Annotated in this window: 16 protein-coding genes and 1 tRNA gene; 2 read left to right on the forward strand and 15 right to left on the reverse strand. The window is 42.7% G+C overall.

The features are described 5' to 3' along the window. Positions 1 to 12: 12 nt before the first annotated feature. From X919_RS0109330 to topA, 8 genes are all read right to left on the reverse strand, one after another. Positions 13 to 1,551: an alpha-L-fucosidase gene (locus X919_RS0109330; protein ID WP_028899882.1), complete on the reverse strand. Its 1,539-nt coding sequence runs from the start codon at positions 1,549 to 1,551 to the stop codon at positions 13 to 15. 196 nt (positions 1,552 to 1,747) lie between these two features. Continuing rightward, positions 1,748 to 3,277, reverse strand: coding sequence for a RagB/SusD family nutrient uptake outer membrane protein (locus X919_RS0109335; protein ID WP_028899883.1), 1,530 nt, complete (start codon positions 3,275 to 3,277; stop codon positions 1,748 to 1,750). A 12-nt stretch (positions 3,278 to 3,289) separates the two neighbouring features. Then, a complete protein-coding gene (locus X919_RS0109340; RefSeq protein ID WP_028899884.1) occupies positions 3,290 to 6,331 on the reverse strand; it encodes a SusC/RagA family TonB-linked outer membrane protein in 3,042 nt (1,013 codons plus the stop codon). A 799-nt stretch (positions 6,332 to 7,130) separates the two neighbouring features. Then, entirely contained in the window at positions 7,131 to 7,613 is a 483-nt protein-coding gene (locus X919_RS0109345; protein WP_028899885.1) for a hypothetical protein, read from the reverse strand. Continuing rightward, positions 7,603 to 8,115 carry an RNA polymerase sigma factor gene (locus X919_RS0109350; RefSeq protein ID WP_028899886.1) on the reverse strand — a complete coding sequence of 171 codons (513 nt, stop codon included), beginning with the start codon at positions 8,113 to 8,115 and terminating at the stop codon, positions 7,603 to 7,605. The genes X919_RS0109345 and X919_RS0109350 overlap by 11 nt, the downstream gene beginning before the upstream one ends. A 234-nt stretch (positions 8,116 to 8,349) precedes the next feature. Then, positions 8,350 to 10,242, reverse strand: coding sequence for a biosynthetic arginine decarboxylase (speA, locus tag X919_RS0109355; RefSeq protein WP_028899887.1), 1,893 nt, complete (start codon positions 10,240 to 10,242; stop codon positions 8,350 to 8,352). A 36-nt stretch (positions 10,243 to 10,278) separates the two neighbouring features. Continuing rightward, complete coding sequence (locus X919_RS0109360; RefSeq protein ID WP_028899888.1) at positions 10,279 to 10,827, reverse strand: shikimate kinase; 549 nt, start codon at positions 10,825 to 10,827, stop codon at positions 10,279 to 10,281. After that, positions 10,824 to 13,154 carry a type I DNA topoisomerase gene (topA, locus tag X919_RS0109365; RefSeq protein WP_028899889.1) on the reverse strand — a complete coding sequence of 777 codons (2,331 nt, stop codon included), beginning with the start codon at positions 13,152 to 13,154 and terminating at the stop codon, positions 10,824 to 10,826. The genes X919_RS0109360 and topA overlap by 4 nt, the downstream gene beginning before the upstream one ends. 283 nt (positions 13,155 to 13,437) lie before the next feature. Here topA and X919_RS0109370 point away from each other — a divergent pair, with 283 nt between their 5' ends. After that, positions 13,438 to 14,028, forward strand: coding sequence for a DUF417 family protein (locus tag X919_RS0109370; RefSeq protein WP_028899890.1), 591 nt, complete (start codon positions 13,438 to 13,440; stop codon positions 14,026 to 14,028). Positions 14,029 to 14,121: 93 nt separating this feature from the next. On the opposite strand, the gene X919_RS0109375 is transcribed toward X919_RS0109370, so the two are convergent. The 7 genes from X919_RS0109375 to crcB form a co-directional block, all read right to left on the reverse strand. Further along, complete coding sequence (locus X919_RS0109375; protein WP_028899891.1) at positions 14,122 to 15,561, reverse strand: sialate O-acetylesterase; 1,440 nt, start codon at positions 15,559 to 15,561, stop codon at positions 14,122 to 14,124. Between the two features lie 287 nt (positions 15,562 to 15,848). Further along, positions 15,849 to 15,922: transfer RNA gene (locus X919_RS0109385), tRNA-Ile, on the reverse strand. Between the two features lie 160 nt (positions 15,923 to 16,082). Beyond that, positions 16,083 to 16,349 (reverse strand): hypothetical protein, encoded by a 267-nt coding sequence (locus X919_RS0109390; protein WP_028899892.1) that lies wholly within the window; start codon positions 16,347 to 16,349, stop codon positions 16,083 to 16,085. Positions 16,350 to 16,475: 126 nt separating this feature from the next. Further along, positions 16,476 to 17,006: an RNA polymerase sigma-70 factor gene (locus X919_RS0109395; RefSeq protein WP_028899893.1), complete on the reverse strand. Its 531-nt coding sequence runs from the start codon at positions 17,004 to 17,006 to the stop codon at positions 16,476 to 16,478. Between the two features lie 274 nt (positions 17,007 to 17,280). Then, entirely contained in the window at positions 17,281 to 18,582 is a 1,302-nt protein-coding gene (locus X919_RS0109400; RefSeq protein ID WP_028899894.1) for an MFS transporter, read from the reverse strand. A 549-nt stretch (positions 18,583 to 19,131) separates the two neighbouring features. Continuing rightward, positions 19,132 to 20,304 carry a TlpA disulfide reductase family protein gene (locus tag X919_RS0109405; protein ID WP_028899895.1) on the reverse strand — a complete coding sequence of 391 codons (1,173 nt, stop codon included), beginning with the start codon at positions 20,302 to 20,304 and terminating at the stop codon, positions 19,132 to 19,134. 75 nt (positions 20,305 to 20,379) lie between these two features. After that, positions 20,380 to 20,763, reverse strand: coding sequence for a fluoride efflux transporter CrcB (gene crcB, locus X919_RS0109410; protein ID WP_028899896.1), 384 nt, complete (start codon positions 20,761 to 20,763; stop codon positions 20,380 to 20,382). Between the two features lie 390 nt (positions 20,764 to 21,153). On the opposite strand from crcB, the gene pnp reads away from it, so the two are divergent. Beyond that, positions 21,154 to 23,358: a polyribonucleotide nucleotidyltransferase gene (gene pnp, locus X919_RS0109415; protein WP_028899897.1), complete on the forward strand. Its 2,205-nt coding sequence runs from the start codon at positions 21,154 to 21,156 to the stop codon at positions 23,356 to 23,358. The last annotated feature ends 92 nt before the right edge of the window (positions 23,359 to 23,450 follow it).

Genomic DNA, 23,450 nt, shown 5'->3' on the forward strand with positions numbered 1-23,450 from the left:
AAGAAACTTTCTTTAGGGTTGCCGATAAAGTCCTATTTCAGCAATAGTCGGTATGCCACGACTTTCGTCAATCGTGAGTTTTATTTTCTTCGCCTTTACCTCCGGGAACGACAGCAATCGCTTATGTCCGACGGTTGTTCCTGTAGCAATCTTTTGCCATTTTCCCTGCACATCCAGGTAAGATAAGCTGAATTTCTCCACACGTTGTCCTTTGCGAATATCCTCTTGCACCGACAACACATTAAAAGAAATTGGTTGGGGTGTGGTAAATATAAAGGTAGCCTTACCTTGAATGGCTTTCGGTTCACAGCCTGTGTCATAGTTGTTATCGATGACAGCAGCGCCTTTTCCTGCAATCGTCTTACACGTTACTGTAGCTCCTTTCAGCAGGTTATGCCCAAAAATCTGTTGCTGAAGTTGTGCAAATCCACGCAGACTGTTCACATCGGCTTCAGCAAATCGCCCCGCCTTATTGGGTGGAACATTGAGCAACAACACGCCGTTTTTCCCCACCGAAGTGAAGTAAATATCCATCAATTCTTTAGCTGTCTTCACCTTGTTATCTTGATCTTGATGATAAAACCAGCCCGGACGAATCGACACATCCGTCTCTGCGGGGTACCAAACCAATGCCTTGGCATCCTTAATAACATGCCTACTGCCCAAATCTTGCCCACGCATGTCCCCCACAGGTTGATGCAATTGCTCCTGTTGTGAGTTGGCCATAATCGCCGTTTGGTCAAGGTTATTCATCGGAACCACACTCCATTCGGTGTCTCTTCCACGCCCTGTTTCTGTTCCAACCCAGCGCACATCAGGTCCCATCACTGCAATAACGGCCTCGGGTTGCAGCTTCCGAATGAGCCGATACCAACGAACAAAGTCATAAGTTTGTTTCTTTCCATTCGGACCTTCACCGCAGGCACCATCAAACCACACCTCGTTCACAGCACCATAGTGCGTCAACAGTTCGGTGAGTTGGTTTACAAAGTAATCATTGTAAGCGTCTGTGCCATATAAAACAGAGTTCCTATCCCATGGAGAGAGATACACTCCAAAGCCCATTCCATATTTTTTGCAGGCATCACTCACGGCTTTCACCACGTCACCTTGCCCGTTTTCCCAAGGCGATTGCTTCACACTGTAGTCAGTATAGGCTGATGGCCACAAGCAAAATCCATCGTGGTGCTTGCAGGTAAGAATAGCACTTTTAAACCCAGCAGCCTTTAACTCTTTAATCCATTGGTCGGCATCAAGCCCCGAAGGGTTAAAGGTTGCGGCAGGAGTCTTGCCATCTCCCCATTCCTTTCCAGTGAAAGTGTTCATGCCGAAATGCAGAAAAGCCGTCAATTCTTGCCGTTGCCAGCGGAATTGTCGGTCAGAAGGGCGCACGTTGGCCGCCTTTTCAACAATCTTTTCGGGTGTGTCGGTGGGCAAAATAGCAACACTATTGTTCACTTGTGCTGACATAAAAGTGCACATAGCACCCAACCACAACGTTCCAAACCATCGTTTTGTGGTATAGTCGTGTATAGCTTGTCTCTGCTCCATAGTCTCTTTGTCCTTATCTTCGTATTTAGTTGTCGGCTGCAAATATAGCTATTTATTCAGAAAAAACACAGTTTTTCGCCAAAATTTTTTAGTTCTGGGTCATAAGGTCGCCAAAAACAACAAAAAAGACTGCCCGCAAAGGCAGTCTTTTGATGATATCTTCCTGGTGCACACGACTTATTGTGTGCATAAAAAATTAATAGGAAGGATTCTGTTGAATATCATTTCCATTCAGTTCTATGGAAGGAATTAAAGGGAGTTCCTTTTTAAATGTCCACGTATTAAAAGATTGTACGTCGGCATTTAATACTTGGTGCCATCCTTGATTTGTTGCATTGGTATAGCGAGTGATGGTCTCTCCTCTGCGTAATGCATCAAAATAACGATGACCTTCGCCCACTAACTCTTTTCGGCGCTCCATATAAATGCGGTCAGCCGTGATAGAACTTGCTGTAACCGTTGTTGCACTGGTCGTTCTATGACTGATAATTGCATTCAAATAGGTTGCAGCATCTGTCGTGTTACCTAATTTAAAAGCAGCCTCAGCAGCATTTAAATACATTTCAGACAAGCGCATCAGTGGGACGTTTGAATAGCGAGGGTCGGTTTGTGTGGTCGAACCAACGAACTTACGCAAATAGACTTTACGGCCAAGGAATGTGTTTGCAGTGATGATTTTTTGTGACGTGGGAGCCACAACAATATTATTTCTAATGTCGTTAGCATCTGAAAGCAATGCATCTGAAAAGGCTTTGGTGATAACCATGTCACCATAACCCGAAGGTCCTCTGTCCGTATCTTCGGTTACTAAGTAAGGATAGCCTTCGCGATCATTCCAGTCATTCGTATTACTAACTGCTATTTCAAACAGCATTTCATTACCATGTGCCGCATCATCTTTATACCACGCATGCACATATTGGTCACGAGTCCAAAGCTGATAGGGCGAGTTGTCAATAACATCTTTCGCTAATGTCAATGCATTGGCATAATCTCCCTTTGTTAAATAGACACGTGATAACAGTCCCTTTGCAAACCATTGATTCACATAACCCTCAGTCTTTTCAGTCGACAAAGCGCCCGATGCAATGACAGCCTTTAGTTCATTCTCTACAAAGGTATAACATTCTGCGACAGTACTACGTTTGACTTTTGCTGCAGGATTTAGTGTTTGCGTGGGTAAAGCTGCCCCCCAAGAAGCTCCATTGTCTTGCAGATAAGGCTTACCATAGACACGAGTAACATCGAAAATAGCTAAGGCACGTAACACACGAGCTTCTGCTTTGATGCGGTTGATGGTAGCAGCATTTGTCGAGGCATCACTTAAATCGTTTGCTTCTATGATTCGGTTAGCACGGCTTACAACAACATAAGGAGACTGCCACACAGAATTTGCACGCGAGAAATCATTTGCTGTGCTATATTCCATCTTATAATAAAAGTCAGCTCTGTTGCTACCATAGATGCTATGTTGCATATCTTCACCACGCACTTCACCATACACGAACATGTTTCTTCCATAATAGTCAGACATGTCCGAAGTGCCTTTGAGTGCTTTATACAAGCCTACGCGTGCACTTTCTAATGTAGCAGAGTTCTTTAATGCCCCATCTGCGGGCACACCATCACTTGGAGATACGTCTAACCAGTCGCTGCCACAAGCAGTCAATCCTGTTGTAAGAACTGCACCAATACCTATATTATATATTAATGTTCTAATCTTCATAACCATTCTTTTTTAAAAACCAAGTTCTACACCAAAGGTGAATGTACGCAAATTTGGTGTTTGGAAAATTGCAATACCAGTAACAGGTACTTCTGGATCAACCCGTAACTTCTCTGATTTGAGCGTGAAGAGGTTGGCTGCAGAGAAATAAATACGTGCCTTATTGAGTCCTAATGAACGGAGATATTGCTGTGGAGCAGAGAAACCTAATGATAGATTCTTCAACCGTAAATAGTCCAAAGGCATCAGCCAACGTGATGAATATTGATATACGCTTCCATATTGGAACTTAGGCAATTTTGCACGTGTATCACCAGGGCCAGTCCACATGTCACTCAATTTATAGTAGGCTGGAACCGATCCTAAATACAAATCTGAGCCACCATTCGACTCTTGCCAACGGGTATAATCAAAGGCATCACCCCCAAGTTGATAGGTGAATGTAAAGCCAAAATCGATAAATTTCCAGCGCATGGTGTTCGAAATGCCACCTTGTAAAGTTGCTTGATTGTTGCCTATAACTACTCTTTGTGCTTGGCTTGCATTCGTTGTTGTGTTACGGGCATTGGCCGTACCATCGTTAATGTAATAAAGCTCCTTACCCGTTTGTGCATCAACGCCAGCATATTCATAACCAAAGTAAGAATAATAAGGAGAGCCTACCTGGTGAACCAACACGCTATTGCTATTATCCATTACTCGGTCAGAACCATTGAGCTTAACCACTTTGTTGCTATTGTGTGCCATATTGAGCGTTGTTGTCCAAGAAAAATCTTTCTTGTTCATCCAGTTTGCCGACAAGGTAAGCTCAAAGCCATTGTTTCTCAGCGAACCTATGTTGGTGGGCATAACGGTTTGATAAGACTTACTATAATAGCCTGGGATAGCCGAGATAGGCATATTGTAAATCAAATCTGATGTTGTACGCGTGTAATAGTCAAACGTTAGGTTGTATTTCTCTAAGAATGTCAAATCTAACCCTGCGTTGAAGGTCTTATTCTTCTCCCATTTCAAATCGGGGTTAGCTACGCCTACGATACCAATACCTGATACTCCATTATAAAATTCGCCATAACTATAGGTGTTTAAATAGCCATAGTATGAGGAAGGTTGTGTACCATTCACACCATACGACAAGCGAAGCTTTCCATCAGTGACTACACCATTCACAGGTTCCATGAACTTTTCTTCGCCGAAACGCCATGATCCCGATAACGACCAAAAATCACCCCAGCGATTATCTTTACTCAATCGAGAACTACCATCGCGGCGATAGCTGACGCTTGCATAGTAGCGGTTGTTATAGTTGTAATTCACACGTCCTAAATAAGAAAGCAATTTAGATTGTTGAGTGTTGGAACCAGCATTTGTCGTACCAGCATTTCCTATCTCATACAAGTCGCCAGGGTAGTCTTGAGCTTTCATATAGTTATAAGCATACTGATAGTTTTCTGTCTCGTAGCCTACTAAAGCATCCACATTGTGCAAGCCAAACGACTTGATGTAGTTCAATTGGAATTGCGAATTTAGTTGTCTAACTTCATTCTTCAATCGTTGTAACGAGCCATTCACACTTCCGCCATCACCTGAATAGCGATCCCAAAGCACATCTTCTGTACCTGCGGTGTAGTCATAAGCCAATTTGCCACTGGCACTAAGGCCATCCCAAATGTGCCAAGTCAACTTTAAAGTGTTCAATGCACGAATAACATTGTTCACGTCGCTGGTGTGTAATTGCTCGTAAAGAGGATTACGTTGTACACGGCCAATCTTCAAATTATAACCCCCATCATTGTTAAATGGTCTTGTAGATGGGTTCTGAAGGAAAGCATAGTTAATGATAGGTGCAATGTAAGAGAGACCCTCATTGGATAAGCTTTGTTTCATCTTTGAGAACAAGGTAGTTACATCTACATTGAAATGGCCAAACTTATGTGAGAGGTTGGCATTACCTGTATAACGTTTTAACCCCGTATTAGCTACGATACCATCTTGATTGGTATAGGCCAATGAAGCATAAAAGCGCGTGCTTTCACTTCCTCCCGAGACACTTGCCTGATAGTTTTGGTGATGACCTGTGCGGAAAAGCAACTTTTTCCAATCAGTCCAGGTCTGTCCATTGCCAGGAAGTGGCGCATAATCATCAATGTCACCAGCGGCAGAAGCTGCTGCTTGCGCTGCCGTTTGCCCCTGGTTATAGATATAATAGTTTTCTAAACCTTTGAGTAATACTGCTCGGCGGTCATCGCCATTGAGTTGAGGACGATAGTTGATAGCCATATTGGAGAAACCCCAATCGCTGCGGAAGTCAACTTGAGTCTTACCCGTTTTTCCACTTTTGGTCGTGATAACGATAACACCATTGGCTGCACGCGACCCATAAAGTGAAGCAGCTGCAGCATCTTTAATGACGGTCATGCTCTCAATATCATTACTATTGATGGTCGAAAGAATGTTTGTTCCTGCAGAAGAATAGTCAAATTCACTGAGATTACCCGAGTTTACAGGTGTACCATCAATCACGATAAGCGGATCGTTTCCTGCATTGATAGAACCCATTCCACGAATGCGAATGCTGCTTGTTCCGCCGGGAGAACTCGATTTTGACGTAATGGTTACACCCGAAACACCACCGGCTAATTTATCTTCTACTGATACAACAGGGACATCTTCAAGCCCTTTGGTGTTCATTGTCGCTGCGGAACCCGTAAAAGACGATTTCTTTACGTTGCCATAACCCGTTACAATGACTTCTTCTAAGGCTTTGGCCTCAGCTTTCATTGTAATCTTCATGTTGGGTTTTGCCACAACGGTTTGGGGTTGCATGCCAATGTAGTTCACCGTGATTTTGCCACCTGTGGGCACGCTGAGGCTGAATTTCCCGTCAACATCTGTCACGGTTCCTGTTTTTGTCCCTGTCACAATCACCGAAGCACCTACAACAGGTTCTCTGTCTTCAGCAGAGACAACGGTTCCATTTACCTGTGTTTGGGCGAACGCTATTCCTACACTTACGAATAGCACTGCCAGAAACAAGCAGAGTCTTTTTCCCATAATCTTTCTCTTTTAAAATTTAACTTAGAAATCAACAAACATCACTTCTTTCAAAAAGTAATTTTATAATCTTATTAACGATAGTTTCGTTATCCAGAGTGCAAAGTTAATGAATGTGTAAAATATAACCAAACATTTTGAAGAAAAACTATCATTTTAATAATAAAATGAGGTTTAAATAACGATTTTTGTAAATAAAATGAGGTTTTAGGTGTTATTCTATTAGTTTTATTCTGGCCTGATGATAAAGTTTGTTGCTATCATCATTTTATGTCGTTCCTGTCGTTTCCTACCAATCTTCTGGTGTATGTTGGCATCTTGTCTGTTTTCATCTCTTGGCATAGCCTGCGCTGTTTTCGGTGAGATGGTTGTTCCTATCGTTGCCAGATAAAGCGCATGGAGAGCGAGGTTGATGGGGGATTGGGATGAAGTGAGATGAGGTTATGTGTCTTTTAGCAAGGGTATATCGTGTAAAAGCTGTGAGATTACATCGCAAAGTAAGCCACTTTGTGGGCTAATTCCATTGCTTTTATGGGTTAATTTGCATGCTATTGTGAAGCGGTCTGTGTGCTATGTTGTAGTCGTGGTTGTACATCGTGAGGCGTTTGATAGGATGTTATGGGCGCTCTAACACTTTTACGGAAAATGATAGCTACAAAAAATCAAAAGGCTCGCACTCATTGTGGAGTGCAAGCCTTTCTTGTTGTCTGTTATGAAACATTTGAGAGAAATGAAACTTCCCAGCTTCGGTTTTTGTTTTAATGTAAAATGATTTATAGAGAAAGCATAGAAATACTTCTTATTTGATGAGCGATGGTGTGGGCTGTTGTGGCGTTTCAATACAACTATGTTGTAAAGTGTCAACAGCAGCGGAGTCACTTATCGCTACCGATTGTCCATGTTGCAAGGCTGGAGTGCCTGCAGTGGGGACAGTGTTGGAGTTTGATTTGAGCGAAACTTGTGCAGCATTGCCCAAAGTAAGCATGATTGCCACAATGGCAGCCGCTTTGAATAGTGGCTTAAGCTTTTGCTGGAAGGTGATAATTTTAGCTTTCACCGTCTCAGGTTCGCAAATCATGGACATTATCTTCTCGTCGAAGTCGGCACCCAATTGGTCGTCTTCTACCTCTTGCGCTTCATAGCTAAAGAGGGCTTTATAGCGCAACAAGTCGGCGGGAACATTGTCCTGTTGGAAGAAAGCCTTAAGGATTTCCTCTTCTTGCAGGGTGGTTTCCGCATTCCAGTAGCGTTCTAATAATTGTGATATGTATTTATAGTCCATAATTTTCGAGTTCTAAAAATCGTTGTTTCACTGTCTGTCTTGCCCTATAGATGTTTATTTTTACTTGCTCTTCTGTCAGTTCAAGCAACAGCGATATGTCTTTATAAGTCTTCCCTTCGAAGTCGCGTAGTTGCATGCAACTGCGTTGTCTCTCGGGCAGTTCGGCTACGATTTTCTTCACAAGGTCTAAGCGATTTTTGTGAATAATGTCATCGTAGGGGTTGTAATGCTGTGGCGAGGTGCTGTGTGTTTGCTCCTCGAGCGGCACATCATGCGCACTCTGTTTCTTAATGCTATCTAAAGCTTTGTTGCGACAGATGGTGAAACAGAAAGCTTCCATTGATGCTATCTCTTCCCATTGACCGCGTTTATTCCACACTTTTATCAGCGTTTCTTGCACAATATCTTCTGCTTCTGCACGATTCATTGTGATGCGAAGTGCAAGGCGAAAGAGCTGATTCTTCAGCGGAAGAATATCGTTTTTAAAACTGATATGTTTCATTTGCGCGCTATAAGGATGACGATTGGGAATGGGAGAAGTTACAGATTAATTTTAATATTAACACTTATTAAAATCAGAAGGTATTGTGAGCTGTATGAAAAAAAATAGGGAAGGAGGCGAAAAAAAGGTGCGTCCGCGATAGATGGCATGGACTTTTATCCCTAAGGGTTACTATTTTAAGGATGCACATGCGGCACATCCTTAAAATAGTTGGCGGGGATGGATCACCATATCCTATTCAAGATAGGTGTAACCATAGAGACCTGAACGATAGTTGTTGAGGAATTCCTTACCTTCTTCAAGCGAAATCTTCCCTTGTTTGACGCTCTTGGTCACCCATTGTTCTAATTGTCTGACGAGCTTTTTGGGATTGTATTGCACATAATCGAGCACCTCTTCGACAGTCTCTCCATCAAAAATCTGGTCGATATGATATTTTCCATCCTTCACAGAGATATGGGCAGCGTTGGTATCGCCAAAGAGATTGTGCATGTCTCCCAAGATTTCTTGATAAGCACCGACTAAGAAAACGCCTAAGTAATAGGGTTCGTTTTTCTTTAAGGTGTGCAGGGGGAGTACGTGACTCACGTGTCCATCGGTGACAAAATTGGCAATCTTCCCATCGCTATCACAGGTGATATCCTGCAATGTTGCTTGGCGATTAGGACGTTCTGCAAGCCGTTGTATGGGCATAATCGGGAAAAGTTGGTCAATAGCCCAGCTGTCGGGAAGACTTTGGAAAAGCGAAAAGTTGCAGAAATATTTATCGGCTAAAGTCTTATCTAAGTTGCGAAGTTCCTCGGGAACGTGCTTGATGGTTTTGCAAAGCATGTTCACCTCGTGGCAAACGCTCCAATACATGGCCTCGATTTCAGCGCGGGTCTTAAGGTCGACAATACCATGTGAGAAGAGTTCTAATGCCTCATCGCGTATCTGTTCGGCATCATGCCAGTTCTCAAGCATCGTGCGTGAGTTGAGATTGTCCCATATATCGTAGAGATCTTTTACTAACTGATGGTCGGTTTCTTTGGGCTCAAACTCCTCTTTCATTTCGGGGAGGCTGGCCGTTTCGAGTACATCAATGACCAAAACAGAATGGTGTGCTGCCAAGCTTCGCCCGCTTTCAGTAATGATATTGGGGTGTTGTATGCCATTTTTGTCCGCAGCATCAACAAACGTGTACACGCAGTCGTTGACATATTCTTGTATGGTATAGTTCACTGAGCTCTCACTATTTGAGGAGCGTGTGCCATCATAATCCACACCCAAACCGCCACCACAATCCACAAATTGCACATCATAGCCCATCTTGTGGAGGTTGATATAGAACTGGGCTGCTTCACGAAGAGCTGTTTGAATGCGACGGATTTTGGTGATTTGGCTACCGATATGAAAGTGGATGAGCTGTAAACAATCGTGCATCCCCATGTCGTCAAGCCGTTGAAGCGCTTCTAAAAGTTCAGCACTGGTGAGGCCAAATTTCGAAGCATCGCCGCCACTTTCTTCCCATTTTCCTGACCCTGAAGAGGCCAATTTGATGCGCATTCCAAGATTGGGCTTTACTTTTAGCTTCTTGGCAGCTTTAGCAATGACCTCTAATTCGTTGAGCTTTTCAACGACAATAAAAATTCTTTTGCCCATTTTTTGTGCCAACAAAGCCAACTCAATATAGCTGTCATCCTTATAACCATTGCAGATGATCAGCGAATCGCTTTGGCATTGCACAGCAATAACCGCATGGAGTTCGGGTTTAGAACCAGCTTCCAATCCCAAATTAAACTTGCGTCCGTGGGAGATAATCTCTTCAACAACGGGTTGCATTTGGTTTACTTTAATAGGATAAATGATGAAATTCTCGGCCTGAAAGTTATATTCTTTCTTGGCTTTTTGGAAGCAACTGAATGTTTTTTCAATGCGGTTGTCTAATATGTCAGGGAAACGTAGCAACACGGGTGATGTGACATCGCGCAAGGATAATTCATCCATAATGTCGCGAAGATCAATCTGGGTGTTGTCTTTGCAGGGTGAAACATAGACATCGCCCTTGTCATTAATGCCAAAATACGAGGTACCCCAACCTTTGATATTGTAGAGTTCCTCAGAATCTTCAATTGTCCATTTTTTCATTTTCTATCCAAAAAAGCTACTGGGATGTTATTAATTTTATTTGTTGAATGTGGGTTGTTGCAGATGAAGCAAACTGCTTAGCTGCCTAACCGAGTTATTTATCTTTTCAAAATTGTCTAAGAAGTCTACCGAAAAGATGTGTTTTGCTTTTCGATAATAGGGTTCACGCTCGAGCAAGTGTGATTGGATTTTGGTTTGAATGGCAGTGGGTTCCTGTTCATGCAATAGAGGACGTGGTTTCTTTCCCATTTGCAAATGAGTATAGAGCACATCGGGTGAAGCCTTTAAGTAGACTGTTTCTCCCTGCTGATTCATATAATCTATGTTGTCAAAAAAGCAAGGAGTGCCACCACCACAGCTAAGAACAACCTCATCGAATTCGGCTACTTCATGGAGCATATTGTATTCAATACGTCGGAAACCATCTTCTCCTTGTTCGGCAAAGATTTGCGGGATTGTTTTGCGCATGCGTGACTCTATATACCAATCTAAATCATAGAAGGGTATGTTGTGAGCCTTCGCGAGTGCTTTTCCCAGTGTGGTTTTCCCCGCTCCCATGTAGCCTATGAGAATGATTCGCATCATGTTTTGCGACGTCTGCCTTTAGGTTCGGGTGCATGTTTGACAATATCCATACATTGTTCATAGGATAATTCGCCAGCTTGCTCATGCAAGTTCTTGGGTAAGCGATAGTTCTTGCCGTCATAAGCGATGTAGGGACCATAACGACCATTGAGCACTTCGAGCTTTGTGTCTTCGTCAAAGCTTTTTAGATGGCGCTGTTTCTCTTGCTCACGCTTAGCAGAAATCAACTCGATAGCACGCTCAAGCCCAATTGTCATAGGGTCTTCTGATTTTGGTAACGACACATATTTCTTGTCATGCATGATGTAAGGACCAAATCTTCCAGCGCCGATTACTACATCACTATCTTCAAAAGAGCCAATGGTGCGTGGTAGTTTAAAAAGCTCTAAAGCCTCTTCTAACGATAAATTCTCCATACTTTTTTGGGCAGGGAGCTGTGCAAAATGTGGTTTCTCTTCATCATCTGCAGTGCCAATCTGTACCACAGGACCGAATCTTCCTATCTTTACAAAGACGGGTTTGCCTGTTTTTGGGTCGTTCCCTAAGAGACGTTCGCCAGCTTTATGCTCTGAACGGGCATTCATTACCTTATCGACAATAGGCTCAAAATGCTTGTCAAAGTCTTTCATCATCATGTTCCAGCCTTCTTTTCCCTCGGCGATTTGGTCGAATTGTTGCTCCACCCGTGCCGTGAAGTTGTAGTCCATAATGTCGGGGAAATTCTCCATGAGGAAGTCATTTACCACAATACCGATATCTGTAGGTAGGAGTTTACCTTTCTCGTTGCCAGTTATTTCGGTGCGCTCACTGTGTGAAATCTCCTCATTTTGTAGGATGTCCACTGCATATTTGCGTTCTTCTCCTTTCTTATCGCCCTTTTGTACGTATTGTCTTTGTTGGATAGTAGAGATGGTTGGTGCATAGGTTGATGGACGTCCAATGCCCAATTCCTCTAACTTGTGTACCAAACTGGCCTCTGTATAACGGGTAGGTCCCATACTAAAACGCTCTGTAGAAGTGATTTCTTGTCGAGAAAGGGTGGTTCCGACGGGTAGAATGGGGAGCTGATGCACACTTTCTTCATTGCGATTCTCCTCGTCATCGGTCGATTCACGATACACTTTCAAGAAACCATCAAAAGTAATGACTTCACCTGTTGCAACAAATTGGGCATCAACCCCATCAATATGAATATTAACAGTGGTCTTATCTATTTGTGCATCAGCCATCTGTGAGGCGATAGTTCGTTTCCAAATTAATTCGTAAAGTCGTTTCTCTTGAGCTGTCCCTTCAATCTCTTGTGCACTCATATAAGTAGGACGAATGGCCTCGTGTGCCTCTTGTGCTCCCTTGGAATGGGTGTGATAGTTACGCGTTTTGCAGTATTTCTCGCCCCAAAGTTTTGTGATTTCTTCCTTACTTGTGCCTAAAGCCAACTGAGAAAGGTTGACAGAGTCGGTACGCATATAAGTGATTTGACCATTTTCATACAAGTGTTGTGCTATCATCATGGTCTGACTCACTGTAAATCCTAATTTCCTTGCCGCTTCTTGTTGTAGCGTTGAGGTAGTAAAAGGTGGAGCGGGGGTGCGCTTTAATGGTTTTTTTGTCACCTCAGCAACGGTGAATTGAGCCTCTTTACATTGGTTTAAGAAGGCCAAAGCCTCTTCGTGTGTGGCAAAACGGCGATCGAGTTCAGCCTTAATTTCATTTTTGTTGTTCTGTGCCTTGTCGATGCTAAATGTGGCCGTTACGCGATAATAGGGCTCTGAAGTAAAAGCTTGTATCTCGCGTTCGCGTTCAACAATGAGCCGAACAGCTACGCTTTGGACACGCCCAGCACTAAGGGCTGGCTTAACTTTTCGCCATAGAACAGGTGAAAGTTTAAAGCCTACTAAGCGGTCGAGTACACGCCGTGCTTGCTGAGCATTAACCAAATTCATATCCAAATGGCGCGGATGTTGAATCGCATCTAAGATGGCTGATTTCGTAATTTCGTGGAAAACAATGCGGTTAGTCTTTTTCTCGTCCAAGCCAAGAACTTCACAAAGGTGCCAAGAAATGGCCTCTCCCTCGCGGTCTTCATCGGAGGCCAACCAGATCTTCTTTGCTTTTTTAGCATTAGACTTTAGCTCGTTGACCAGTTTCTTCTTCTCGTCGGGAATCTCATAAGTGGGTTCTAAGGTGGCTGAGTCAATGCTAATCTCTTTCTTTTTGAGGTCTCTTATGTGTCCATAAGACGACATTACCTTGTAATCTTTACCCAAAAATTTCTCTATTGTTTTTGCTTTCGCTGGACTTTCTACAATGACTAAGTTCTCTTGCATGTTGCTTTCCTCTTCTTGTTATCTAAGGCCGCAAAAGTAATGAAAACTTTTTCTCTCACCTTATTATAAAGAAATATTTTCTACTTTTTTAAGATATAGGGTTAAAAGGCTACTTGTTGTGGTCAAAAGAGGTTTAGAAAATATGTGAATAAAAGTGTTTTATATATATTTTATTTCTGTTTTTAAAAAGAGGATATTACTTTTGCGGCTTCGCATTCAGTCTATTATTAGGCTACATTTGTGAATTAAATATAGTTATTATAAAATTTAAAAAGAAAGGATTATGGAAACAATTTCATCACGTTTACAATCGTGTTTGCAGTTAATCGTGTCTACCAATCAATGGGGTGTACATGCGATTCGAATTGCTATTTTTATTATTTTTATATGGATAGGCGGTTTAAAGTTCTGGAATTATGAAGCAGAAGGTATCGTTCCCTTTGTGGCTAATAGTCCGTTTATGAACTTCTTTTATGAGAAAAAGGCACCAGAATATAAGGATTATAAGTTGAAGGAAGGGGAGTTTGATGCTAAAAAGAAGGCATGGCACACTGAAAACAACACCTATACGTTCTCACATGGTTTAGGCTTACTCATCATGTCGTTTGGCATTTTGACGCTCTTGGGCATTTGGTTCCCACGTGTTGGTATCGTGGGAGCTACTTTTGTCATTCTTATGACCATAGGAACGCTCTCCTTCTTAATCACAACTCCAGAGTGTTGGGTGCCCGATTTAGGGAGTGGTGAACATGGTTTCCCATTGCTATCTGGCGCAGGGCGTTTAGTGATTAAGGACACTGCTATTCTTGCAGGAGCCTGGGTTGTGTTGGTTGATTGCGCAAGACGGATCTTGAAAAAGCTGCAAAAGGCTTGATTCATCGTCGGAATAACCCTAAAAGACATCATAAAAGGAGCGAAAAGGCAATATGCCTCTTCGCTCCTTTCATGCTATAATGATGCGAACAATCTACTCCCAATTGTCGGTTCTGAAGGGGAATAGTGGTAGGAAAGCACTATTTTTTACGTTGCCATAGCCCCAATTTTTGAAAGCATAACGCACTGCAACGGGTGCTTTTACTTCATCAGAGATAACCAGGATGGTTTCTTTCCCTTTCTTTCTTGCACTCATGGCCACGGCTTTATGAAACACTTTGTCTGCCCCTGCGACTTCAAATCCTTGAAAATCAGTCATGCTGCTGAGCCCCGTATAGACGTTATTGAGTCGAATAAAACAAGAATCTCCTTTGATTTCCATATCACGGAAGGATGGACTCTCGCACCAAAGATTTTCTCTTCCATAGGTTTTATGCAAGGCTTGTAGGGCTAATCGCTCACCAATTTCCTGTTTTTGGGCAGGGTGAATCTGTTTCTTTTCATAAGGATACACTAAGTCATCCGTGCAAACCAAGCCGCTATGGGGAATAAGTTGTTGTGCATTAAACTGCTGTTCACGCAACCTTGCACCAGCTGTCCCTTCCTCATTGTTGTACCAAAAGGGTGTGATTTGTACATAATAGAAGGGAAGTTCGGGTTGCTGAAAGCCATCTCGCCACTGTTTTGCTAAGGCTGCGAGCCGTGTTGCATATTGATTTTCGGGGTCACCCACGTTAGAACAGCCTTGGTAATACAGGATTCCTTTTACACAATAATTGAGAATAGGCGAGAAAGTACCATTCCCCCAGAGCATAGGATAGTAGAATTCTACCCTAAACTTTTGGGCGAAAGTGCTTGAATCTAAAGGTTCTTGTGTGTTCTTTTCTAAGTATTCGCGATTTAACCAGCTCTCAACACGCGAGCCTCCTTTGTTGGATAGGATGAGCCCTACAGGGACATGGAGCGCTTTTTGCAAGGGCTTTGCAAAGAAATAGCCCACGGCAGATACGTCGGGTAGGGTAGCTTGGTTTACAACTTTCCACTGACAAGGTGCATCATTCAAAGGTGTTGTGCTCATGATGCTGGGGATTTTTACAAAGCGAATGCCGCTCGTGGTGTCTGCTGCCATCATCTCTTGCATAAAGTTCTTCGTGGGACAGCGATCAAATCCGTGCATAGGCATCTCCATATTGCTTTGTCCTGCACACACCCACACTTCGCCGATAGCCACATTCTTAATCGTAACTTCTTCGCCATCACTGATTGAAAGCGTATAAGTCTTGTAGCTTCCACGAGGCGTTTCAATCTTTACTTCCCATTCTCCTTGCATGTTGGTGCGTGTAGTATAACGCTTTTGGTTCCATGAGGACACTACAATAACTTGTTTTCCAGGCTTATCCCATCCCCATATGCGCACTTTTTGCTGTTGTTGTAACAGCATATTATTACTGATGAGGTGTGGCAGTTTCACCTTTGCCCACATCGAAGTCGACACCATGCCTAATAAAAGGCATATCAAATAGCGTTTCATCATATCGTTTATTGTTTTAGTTTGTCGTTGCAATATTACTCTTTTTTAGTGAAGATTGCAATAAAAAAGAATGAGAAAAGGCTGTTTAAAATAAAAAAACAGGGAGAAAACTACAAAAAATATCTTTTCAAGATGTATCTCTAATTGCTGATAGGGATATTTTACTATCCAAATATGCAATCCATATCATAATCTTAAGTTGCAATAGCTCGGCTAAAGATAGATTATTCCACTTCTATTTTGAAAGAACATTGTAATTCTTTTCAAAATATGCTGAATAAGGAAAAGAGTGGACCAGATAGGGCTTGAACCTATGACCTCCAGATTATGAGTCTGTTGCTCTAACCAACTGAGCTACAAGTCCAATGAGAGAACTAATATGTTCGGGATGCAAAGGTAGATAATTTTGTGAGAAATACAAAATATTTCGGGGGAGAATTCTGATGTAGGTTGTATTTTACAGCGTGAATTAGCCATGAATTCGGCTCGGCTTTCTACTTTTTAGCACAGAGGAATCGTGGTGCTCATAGATGAGATGTTGGGACATTCGTCACCCCTTCCGTCTCGGTTGTGAGCGATAAGTGTTGGAATAGGCGATGCTGAGCACTTTTTATCTTGTCTGCATGAGCATAGGGATTGGGTTGATGCTGCTGATAACTTTGTTCCAACAAAAATACTTGTCGGCGATTTTCTTCAGACAACATCATCCAATGGATTAACTGTTCTAAATCAGAGGTGTTGATTTCACCTGTGACGAACCGTGCGATTAATTGATAATCTATGCGTTGCAAAACTTGATATATAAGTTGAATATAAAAAGCTTATGGCTGTTTCTCCCATTTTTTCTGTGGGAGGATGTACTTATATAAACAAGTGTGACGCGAGAATTACTTAATCTTAACTAATAAAAAATGTTATCATGCGATGGAGGCCGTTCGTAATTTCTTGCGCAACACCCGAAGAGCCTTGTAAAGATGCACCTCAACTGTGCGTGGCGAAATGGCCAATTGCACTGCAATCTCTTTTTTCTTTTTCTCATGGAGATAGCTCAATTCAAACACTTTCCTACATTTTTCAGGGAGTGATTCAATGGCCAAATGAAGCTGTTTCTGCATTTCTTCAGTTGCGGTCAATTCGCCGATGTCTCCATTCTCAGGGTGATAATAAGCTAAACGCAGTTGATCCATCTGTTGCATGGCACGCGCATAGTCGGTTTCTACCTGGCGATGTTTAATTAAATTGATAGCTTTGGTGTAGACTACTCGATAGAGATAAGCTTTTACATGATTTTGGTCAGTGAACTCTTTCTTACGTGTCCACAAGTCAGTAAATGCCTCTTGCACAAGATCATCGACCTCGTTTTCACGCACTAAGCGCGCAGCATAGTGTGCAATGTTAGGATATAAATCCCAAAAAAGTTGTTTAAATTCTTGTTCTTGCAACTTCATGTCTGTTAGGTTTTTCGCATCATCTGCTCCCGAAAGATGATAGAAAACACCTCAAAGAAACAGCATAGGGCAAGCCCTTTGCGATTTGTTTTATGTAGTTACACTGCAAATGTACATCTTTTTACAGTGATAACCGAGAAACAAATCGTTAAAATTGATAAAACCCCATCCTTCTTTTACCCACGAACGGAGCGCGTCTGCACATTGTAAGTCTATGGATAGCGAAAGCTAATTGGCTGCAAGTGCCTACTATAGGGGCCTCTTTAACGTAGCATCAGACCTTTTCTGAGATTTCTTTACCTCCTTTTTCAGGGTAGGTGAAGGGCACAAACCATGTGATGAGCAAGGCAGGAATGGTGCAAATCAACACAAAAAAGAAAAAGTGTTTGTAGCCCAATGCATCGCTAAAGAGCCCACTCGCCATGCCCGGAAGCAACACACCGAGGTTCATTAAACCGCTGGCAAACGCATAATGTGCCATTTGATGCTTTCCACGAGCCACTTGTTGCATCATGAAAAGCGTTAATCCCACGAAGCCAAATCCATAACCAAAATACTCCAACACAATGCCCCCACCAATGAGTAGCAGGCTGTGGGGCTGATAATAAGCCAAAAGGGTGTAGGCCACGAAGGGGATATTAAACACCAAAGCCAAGGAGAACAGACTTTTTTTCAGACCGCGCCATGCGATGTAATAGCCTGCAAGAATAGAGCCAATGACAAAGGCTGCCGCACCAAAGGTGCCATAACACAATCCAATCTCTTGCTCACTCAGTCCCAAGCCTTGCATTTCGCGAGGCGCTTTGAGAAACAAAGGCACAATTTTCATCACAAAACCTTCGGCAAAGCGATAGAGGATGATGAAACAAATGTAATAAACGATGTGTGGCTTTTTGAAAAATTCCAAGAACACTTTAGCCAATTCGTCCCAGGTCTGCTGTAAAGATAGCTTTTTCTCTTGTGCCTTTTCGTGGGCTTGCGGCAGCATAAAATAATGATAAATGCCAATCGAAATCATCAAAACAGCGATGATGAGCATCACTAACATCCACGCTTGCGTGACCCCAAAACGCTGAATGAAGAGACCGGCCAAATAAACCAAGCCTCCGGTGGCTGCAATCTTTGCAATGTTATAGAATGCCCCTTGCCAACCAATCCAGCGCGCTTGCTCCTCATTTGATAACACCGACATGTAGGTTCCGTCGGCAGCAATGTCGTGGGTTGCGCCACTAAAGGCAATCATGGCAAGCAAAGCAATGGTGATTGCGAAGAAGGTGGGCAGATGTAATGCGAACGCTATCAATGCAAACAGCACGCCGGTGAGCAGTTGTGTCGTTACCACAAAGAATTTTTTGCTTTTATACATCTCTAAAAAGGGACTCCACAAGGGTTTGAGTGTCCAGGGGAATATAATTAAAGATGTCCAGAATGCAATCTGTTTGTCGGAAACTCCCATACCTTTATACATCAAGGTGCACACCATGTTGAGCACTACAAAGGGCATGCCCATGGCGAAATAGAGTGTGGGGACCCAGCTTGCGGGACTTCGTTTTATTTTCGTGTCGTTCTTTTTCATTTTTTATTTATCCTTTATGGCACTTTGTTTTACGCCTTCTTTAGTCTTAGAACAACTTCGTAGTAGTTCCTACGCATTGTTGCAATCAACATTTAATGTTTATTCACTAAAAAGGTGATATTTGCGGTTTCAAACGGTTTGTAAAGCTATTATTTATATCTTTATCGCCCCCCTGGGGAGTGTTGGTCTACCCAATTGTTTGCTAATGGTCTGCAACATGGCTTGAAAGGCCCTGTCATAGTGTTCAAATCGTTTCGTCAATGGGAGTACTTGCTTCTTTGTCGTCCTTATTTATCTTGCCACTTGGTTGCTATGAAAAAGTAATAAGGTAGAGATTTCTATGCAAAATGGTGCTATTTGTCCTGTAAAAAGGCCTGTTTTGTAGGGTAATCAGCACCATATTGTAGGTCAATTTATCGAACATGATTGTGCCGCCTATGCAGCATTACTTTGAGCGATTGGCTGTATGAGTATCAAAAAGCGCTGGCAGGCAGAGCCTGTCAGCGCATGATATGGTTGTTTCTTTATTGAAAAAGCGTTTGCAAATCCTTAAAGTAAGCTTTGAATGGCTGCATTAATATCTTTTATTTGCGTGTTGCGCAATTTCAGCGTGTTATCTTTTCCGATGAGGAAGAACGTGGGAATCGACTGCACATTGTATTGGGCTAAAACGGGAGATTGTGCACCTGCGTCGTCTCTTACGCTAATCCAAGGCAGTGCTTCGGTTTGTGTTTTCCAGAAATGCTCATCAGGATCGATGGACACTTGATAGATTTCTAAGCCGCGTGCATGATATTTGTTGTAGAGATCACGCAACATCATGATGCGTTTCGGGCTTTGGTCGGCAGCAAACAAATGGAAATCTAAGAGTACAACCTTCCCCGTGAGGTCGGATAGTCGACGCACTTTACCATGATTGTCAGTGAGTGCGATGTCGATGATGCCACTCACTTTCACCTTGTTGGGGTCGATTTGTGCAGGTTGTTGTTCTGCTTGTAAGATGCGTGCATCCTTCATCCCCTGAATAGCAATGTTATGCAAGTTCACACCGCGTTCGGCTTTGGGATAGAAGGTGTCCCAACTTGTAGCTACAGCCGCATAGACTTTGTTGTCTTCTTTGCTATTACGAGGGTTGAAGATGAGCAGTTCATTGTTGCCCAACACTATGGTTTGGAACAATGCAAAGTAAGCATAAGCGCGCATAGGAGCCTTGAAAATATAATTCAACTTAATGTTGTTTTTATAGTTTTCAACGAGGCTGGTAACACTATCTTCAACGGCATCGATTCCAAGATTAGGATTCTTTGCGATGTCGTTGATGCGACTTTGCAAGTTTTGTTGTAGAATAGAAAGTGTTTGAATTTGCTTACATTCTTCACTTCCTGTTACTTCATATTGGCGCGACATGGTGGGATAGGCCGCCTTGATGGTAATCGACTCTGTTGAATCCACCGCTAAATTAATGATCTGTCCGGCAATTCTCAATCGATAAAATTCTGGTGCTTGTGCCGCTTCGCCACTGAAATTGAAGTGCCCATCGGCATTTAATTTCGTAGAGTCAACGATAATAGGGCCATTTAAGCTCATGTTTTCGAAATACAACATCGAGTCTTGTGCTTGCGAAATCTCACCTTCTATGTGGAATTTCTTGTTGTTACAAGCTGTCAAAGCGGTGATAGCCATGGCCACAGCGGCCATAAAGAAGTGTTGCTTTATCTTCATTTAATAGTTCTTTTTTAGGTTGTTGGTGCAAATTTAATGCAATAAATGGATTTGACAAAATAAATAATTGATTATTTAAATCCATTTTGCTGCTTGTATACCACCATAGACTGCGAGTAGACCGAGGAACACACTGCCACTCACATAGCACGCCATGGCTAAGAATTGTTGCTGGCGGAGCAAAGCAAGACTTTCGTTACAGAAGGTTGAAAATGTGGTGAAACCACCACAGAAGCCCACTATGAGGAATGGTTTTAATGCGCCGTTCAGGTCGTGATGGCGTGCAAATAGTCCACAAAGGAATCCTATCAAAAGACAACCTGATATGTTGATGAGAGCTGTCCCCCAAGGAAGTGTGCGGCAACTATTGCTCAATAGCACGCGAGGAAGATACCAACGGAGAATCGATCCTGCTGCGCCCCCTAAAGCAACGAGGAGCATATTGTATAAGCTATTCATGCTACAAAAGTAATAAAAAAAATGAGATATTTTTCTTTTCCCTACGCACGAATAGGAAAAATCCCCCATCAGTTTAGGCTTTTCCCTGTTGTTGACTTTATGAAAGCACGTATCTTTGCAGCGGAATTAACATTCAGAGAGTTATATATACGATAGGTTTAGCATTTTTAAGGAAAAAGATTTCAAGCGACTAATTGAAATTAAGATTTGTAGAATAGGATTAACTATGTGATGAAGAGCCATTTCCACCATCGTGGAGATGGCTACTTTTTTGTGTAGTTCGTTGTAAAAATCATGAAATAATAAGGTTAACATTCTTTTGTTTCATTTATAATGGGTAACTTTGCGCCACATTATTATATAGATGTAAAGATAAACAATAAATTTTAGATGAACGTTATTACAAAAAAAGTTCAATTGCCTGATGGGAGAACCATCACAATTGAGACCGGAAAAGTTGCAAAACAGGCCGATGGTGCCGCAGTTTTACGTATGGGCAACACAGTACTTCTCGCGACTGTTTGTGCAGCAAAAGATGCCGTTCCGGGTACAGATTTTATGCCTTTACAAGTGGATTACCGCGAACAATATAGTTCTGCGGGTCGTTTCCCTGGAGGTTTTACGAAACGTGAAGGTAAAGCAAGCGACAGTGAAATCCTGACATCGCGTCTCATAGACCGTGCCCTTCGCCCTCTTTTCCCTTCAAACTATCACGCAGAAGTGTATGTGCAAGTGATGTTACTCTCTGCAGACGGAGTAGATCAACCCGATGCTTTGGCTGGTTTTGCTGCTTCTGCAGCAATGGCTTGCTCTGACATTCCTTTTGAACACACCATATCTGAGGTTCGTGTGGCACGCATTCATGGTGAATATGTCATTAACCCCACATTCCAGCAAATGGCCGAAGCCGATATGGATTTGATGGTAGGTGCTACCAAAGATAATATCATGATGGTGGAAGGTGAGATGAATGAGGTCTCTGAACAAGAGCTGATTGAAGCGCTGAAAGCTGCAGCCGAGGCCATCAAACCCATGTGTACGTTGCAAGATGAATTGTCAAAGGAACTTGGTAAAGATGTGAAACGCGAATACGATCATGAAGTTAATGATGAGGATTTGCGACAACAAATTAAGACAGAGCTTTATCAACCAGCTTATGATGTGAATAAACAAGCATTGGAAAAGCAGGCTCGTCACGATGCATTTGATAAGATTTTAGCCGACTTTTTAGAGAAATATGATGCTGAACATGCTGATTTGAAGGAAGAAGAGCTTGAAGAGAAGCATGCTGAGGCCACTCGTTATTATGAGGATGTATTGCGTGATGCTATGCGTAGATGCATTCTTGACGAGGGTAAACGCTTAGATGGTCGTCAAACAACTGATATTCGTCCCATCTGGTGTGAAGTGTCTTCTCTGCCCATGCCCCATGGAAGTGCTATCTTCCAACGTGGAGAAACGATGTCACTCTCTACTTGTACGCTCGGCACAAAGTTAGATGAAAAGCTCGTAGATGACGTGTTAGAGAAGAGCTATCAGCGCTTCTTGCTCCATTATAACTTCCCTCCTTTCTCAACAGGTGAAGCAAAAGCACAGCGAGGAGTAGGTCGTAGAGAGATTGGTCACGGCCATTTGGCATGGCGAGGTCTTAAGGGTCAGATCCCAACCGATTATCCTTACACCGTTCGTTTGGTGAGCCAAATCCTCGAATCCAATGGTTCTTCGTCGATGGCTACTGTTTGTGCGGGCACTTTAGCATTGATGGATGCGGGCGTTCCGATGAAGAAACCTGTGAGTGGTATTGCGATGGGACTCATCAAAAACCCAGGAGAAGAGAAGTATGCTATCTTGAGTGACATCCTTGGTGATGAGGATCACTTGGGCGATATGGACTTCAAAACCACCGGAACACGTGATGGTCTTACCGCTACTCAGATGGATATTAAATGTGATGGCCTCTCGTTTGAGATTTTAGAGCAGGCATTAATGCAGGCCAAAGCAGGTCGCGAGCATATCTTAAACTGCATGCTTGAGACCATTTCTGAACCGCGTGCAGAGTTGAAACCACAAGTTCCACGTATTGAAGCCTTTGATATTCCTAAGGAATTTATTGGCGCAGTCATTGGCCCTGGTGGTAAGATTATTCAGCAGATGCAGGAAGAAACCAACACAGTTATCACCATTGATGAGACTGATGGCAAAGGACATATCACCGTTTCTGCACCCAACAAGGATAGCATTGAGGCCGCTATTGCCAAGATTAAAGGCATCGTAGCTATCCCAGAGATTGGCGAAATCTACGAAGGTACCGTGCGTAGCGTGATGCCTTACGGCTGCTTTGTTGAAATTCTTCCTGGAAAAGACGGCTTACTTCATATCTCAGAAATCGATTGGAAACGCCTTGAAAGCGTCGAAGAAGCAGGTATTAAGGAAGGAGATAAGATTAGAGTGAAGCTCATGGATATTGATCCTAAGACGGGAAAATATAAACTCTCGCGCCGTGTGTTGATGGAAAAGCCCGAAGGTTACGTTGAGCGTGAACGTCGTCCACGCCCAGATCGTCGTCCACGTCGTGAGGGAGAACGCCACGAATAATTGTATTTTTTATTATAATTCACATCAAAAGGAGGAGAACAGACTTGCTGTTCTCCTCCTTTTTCTATGTGTATATCCGAAAGAACGGATAG

It is taken from the genome of Prevotella sp. HJM029, from assembly GCF_000599605.1.
GTDB lineage: Bacteria > Bacteroidota > Bacteroidia > Bacteroidales > Bacteroidaceae > Prevotella.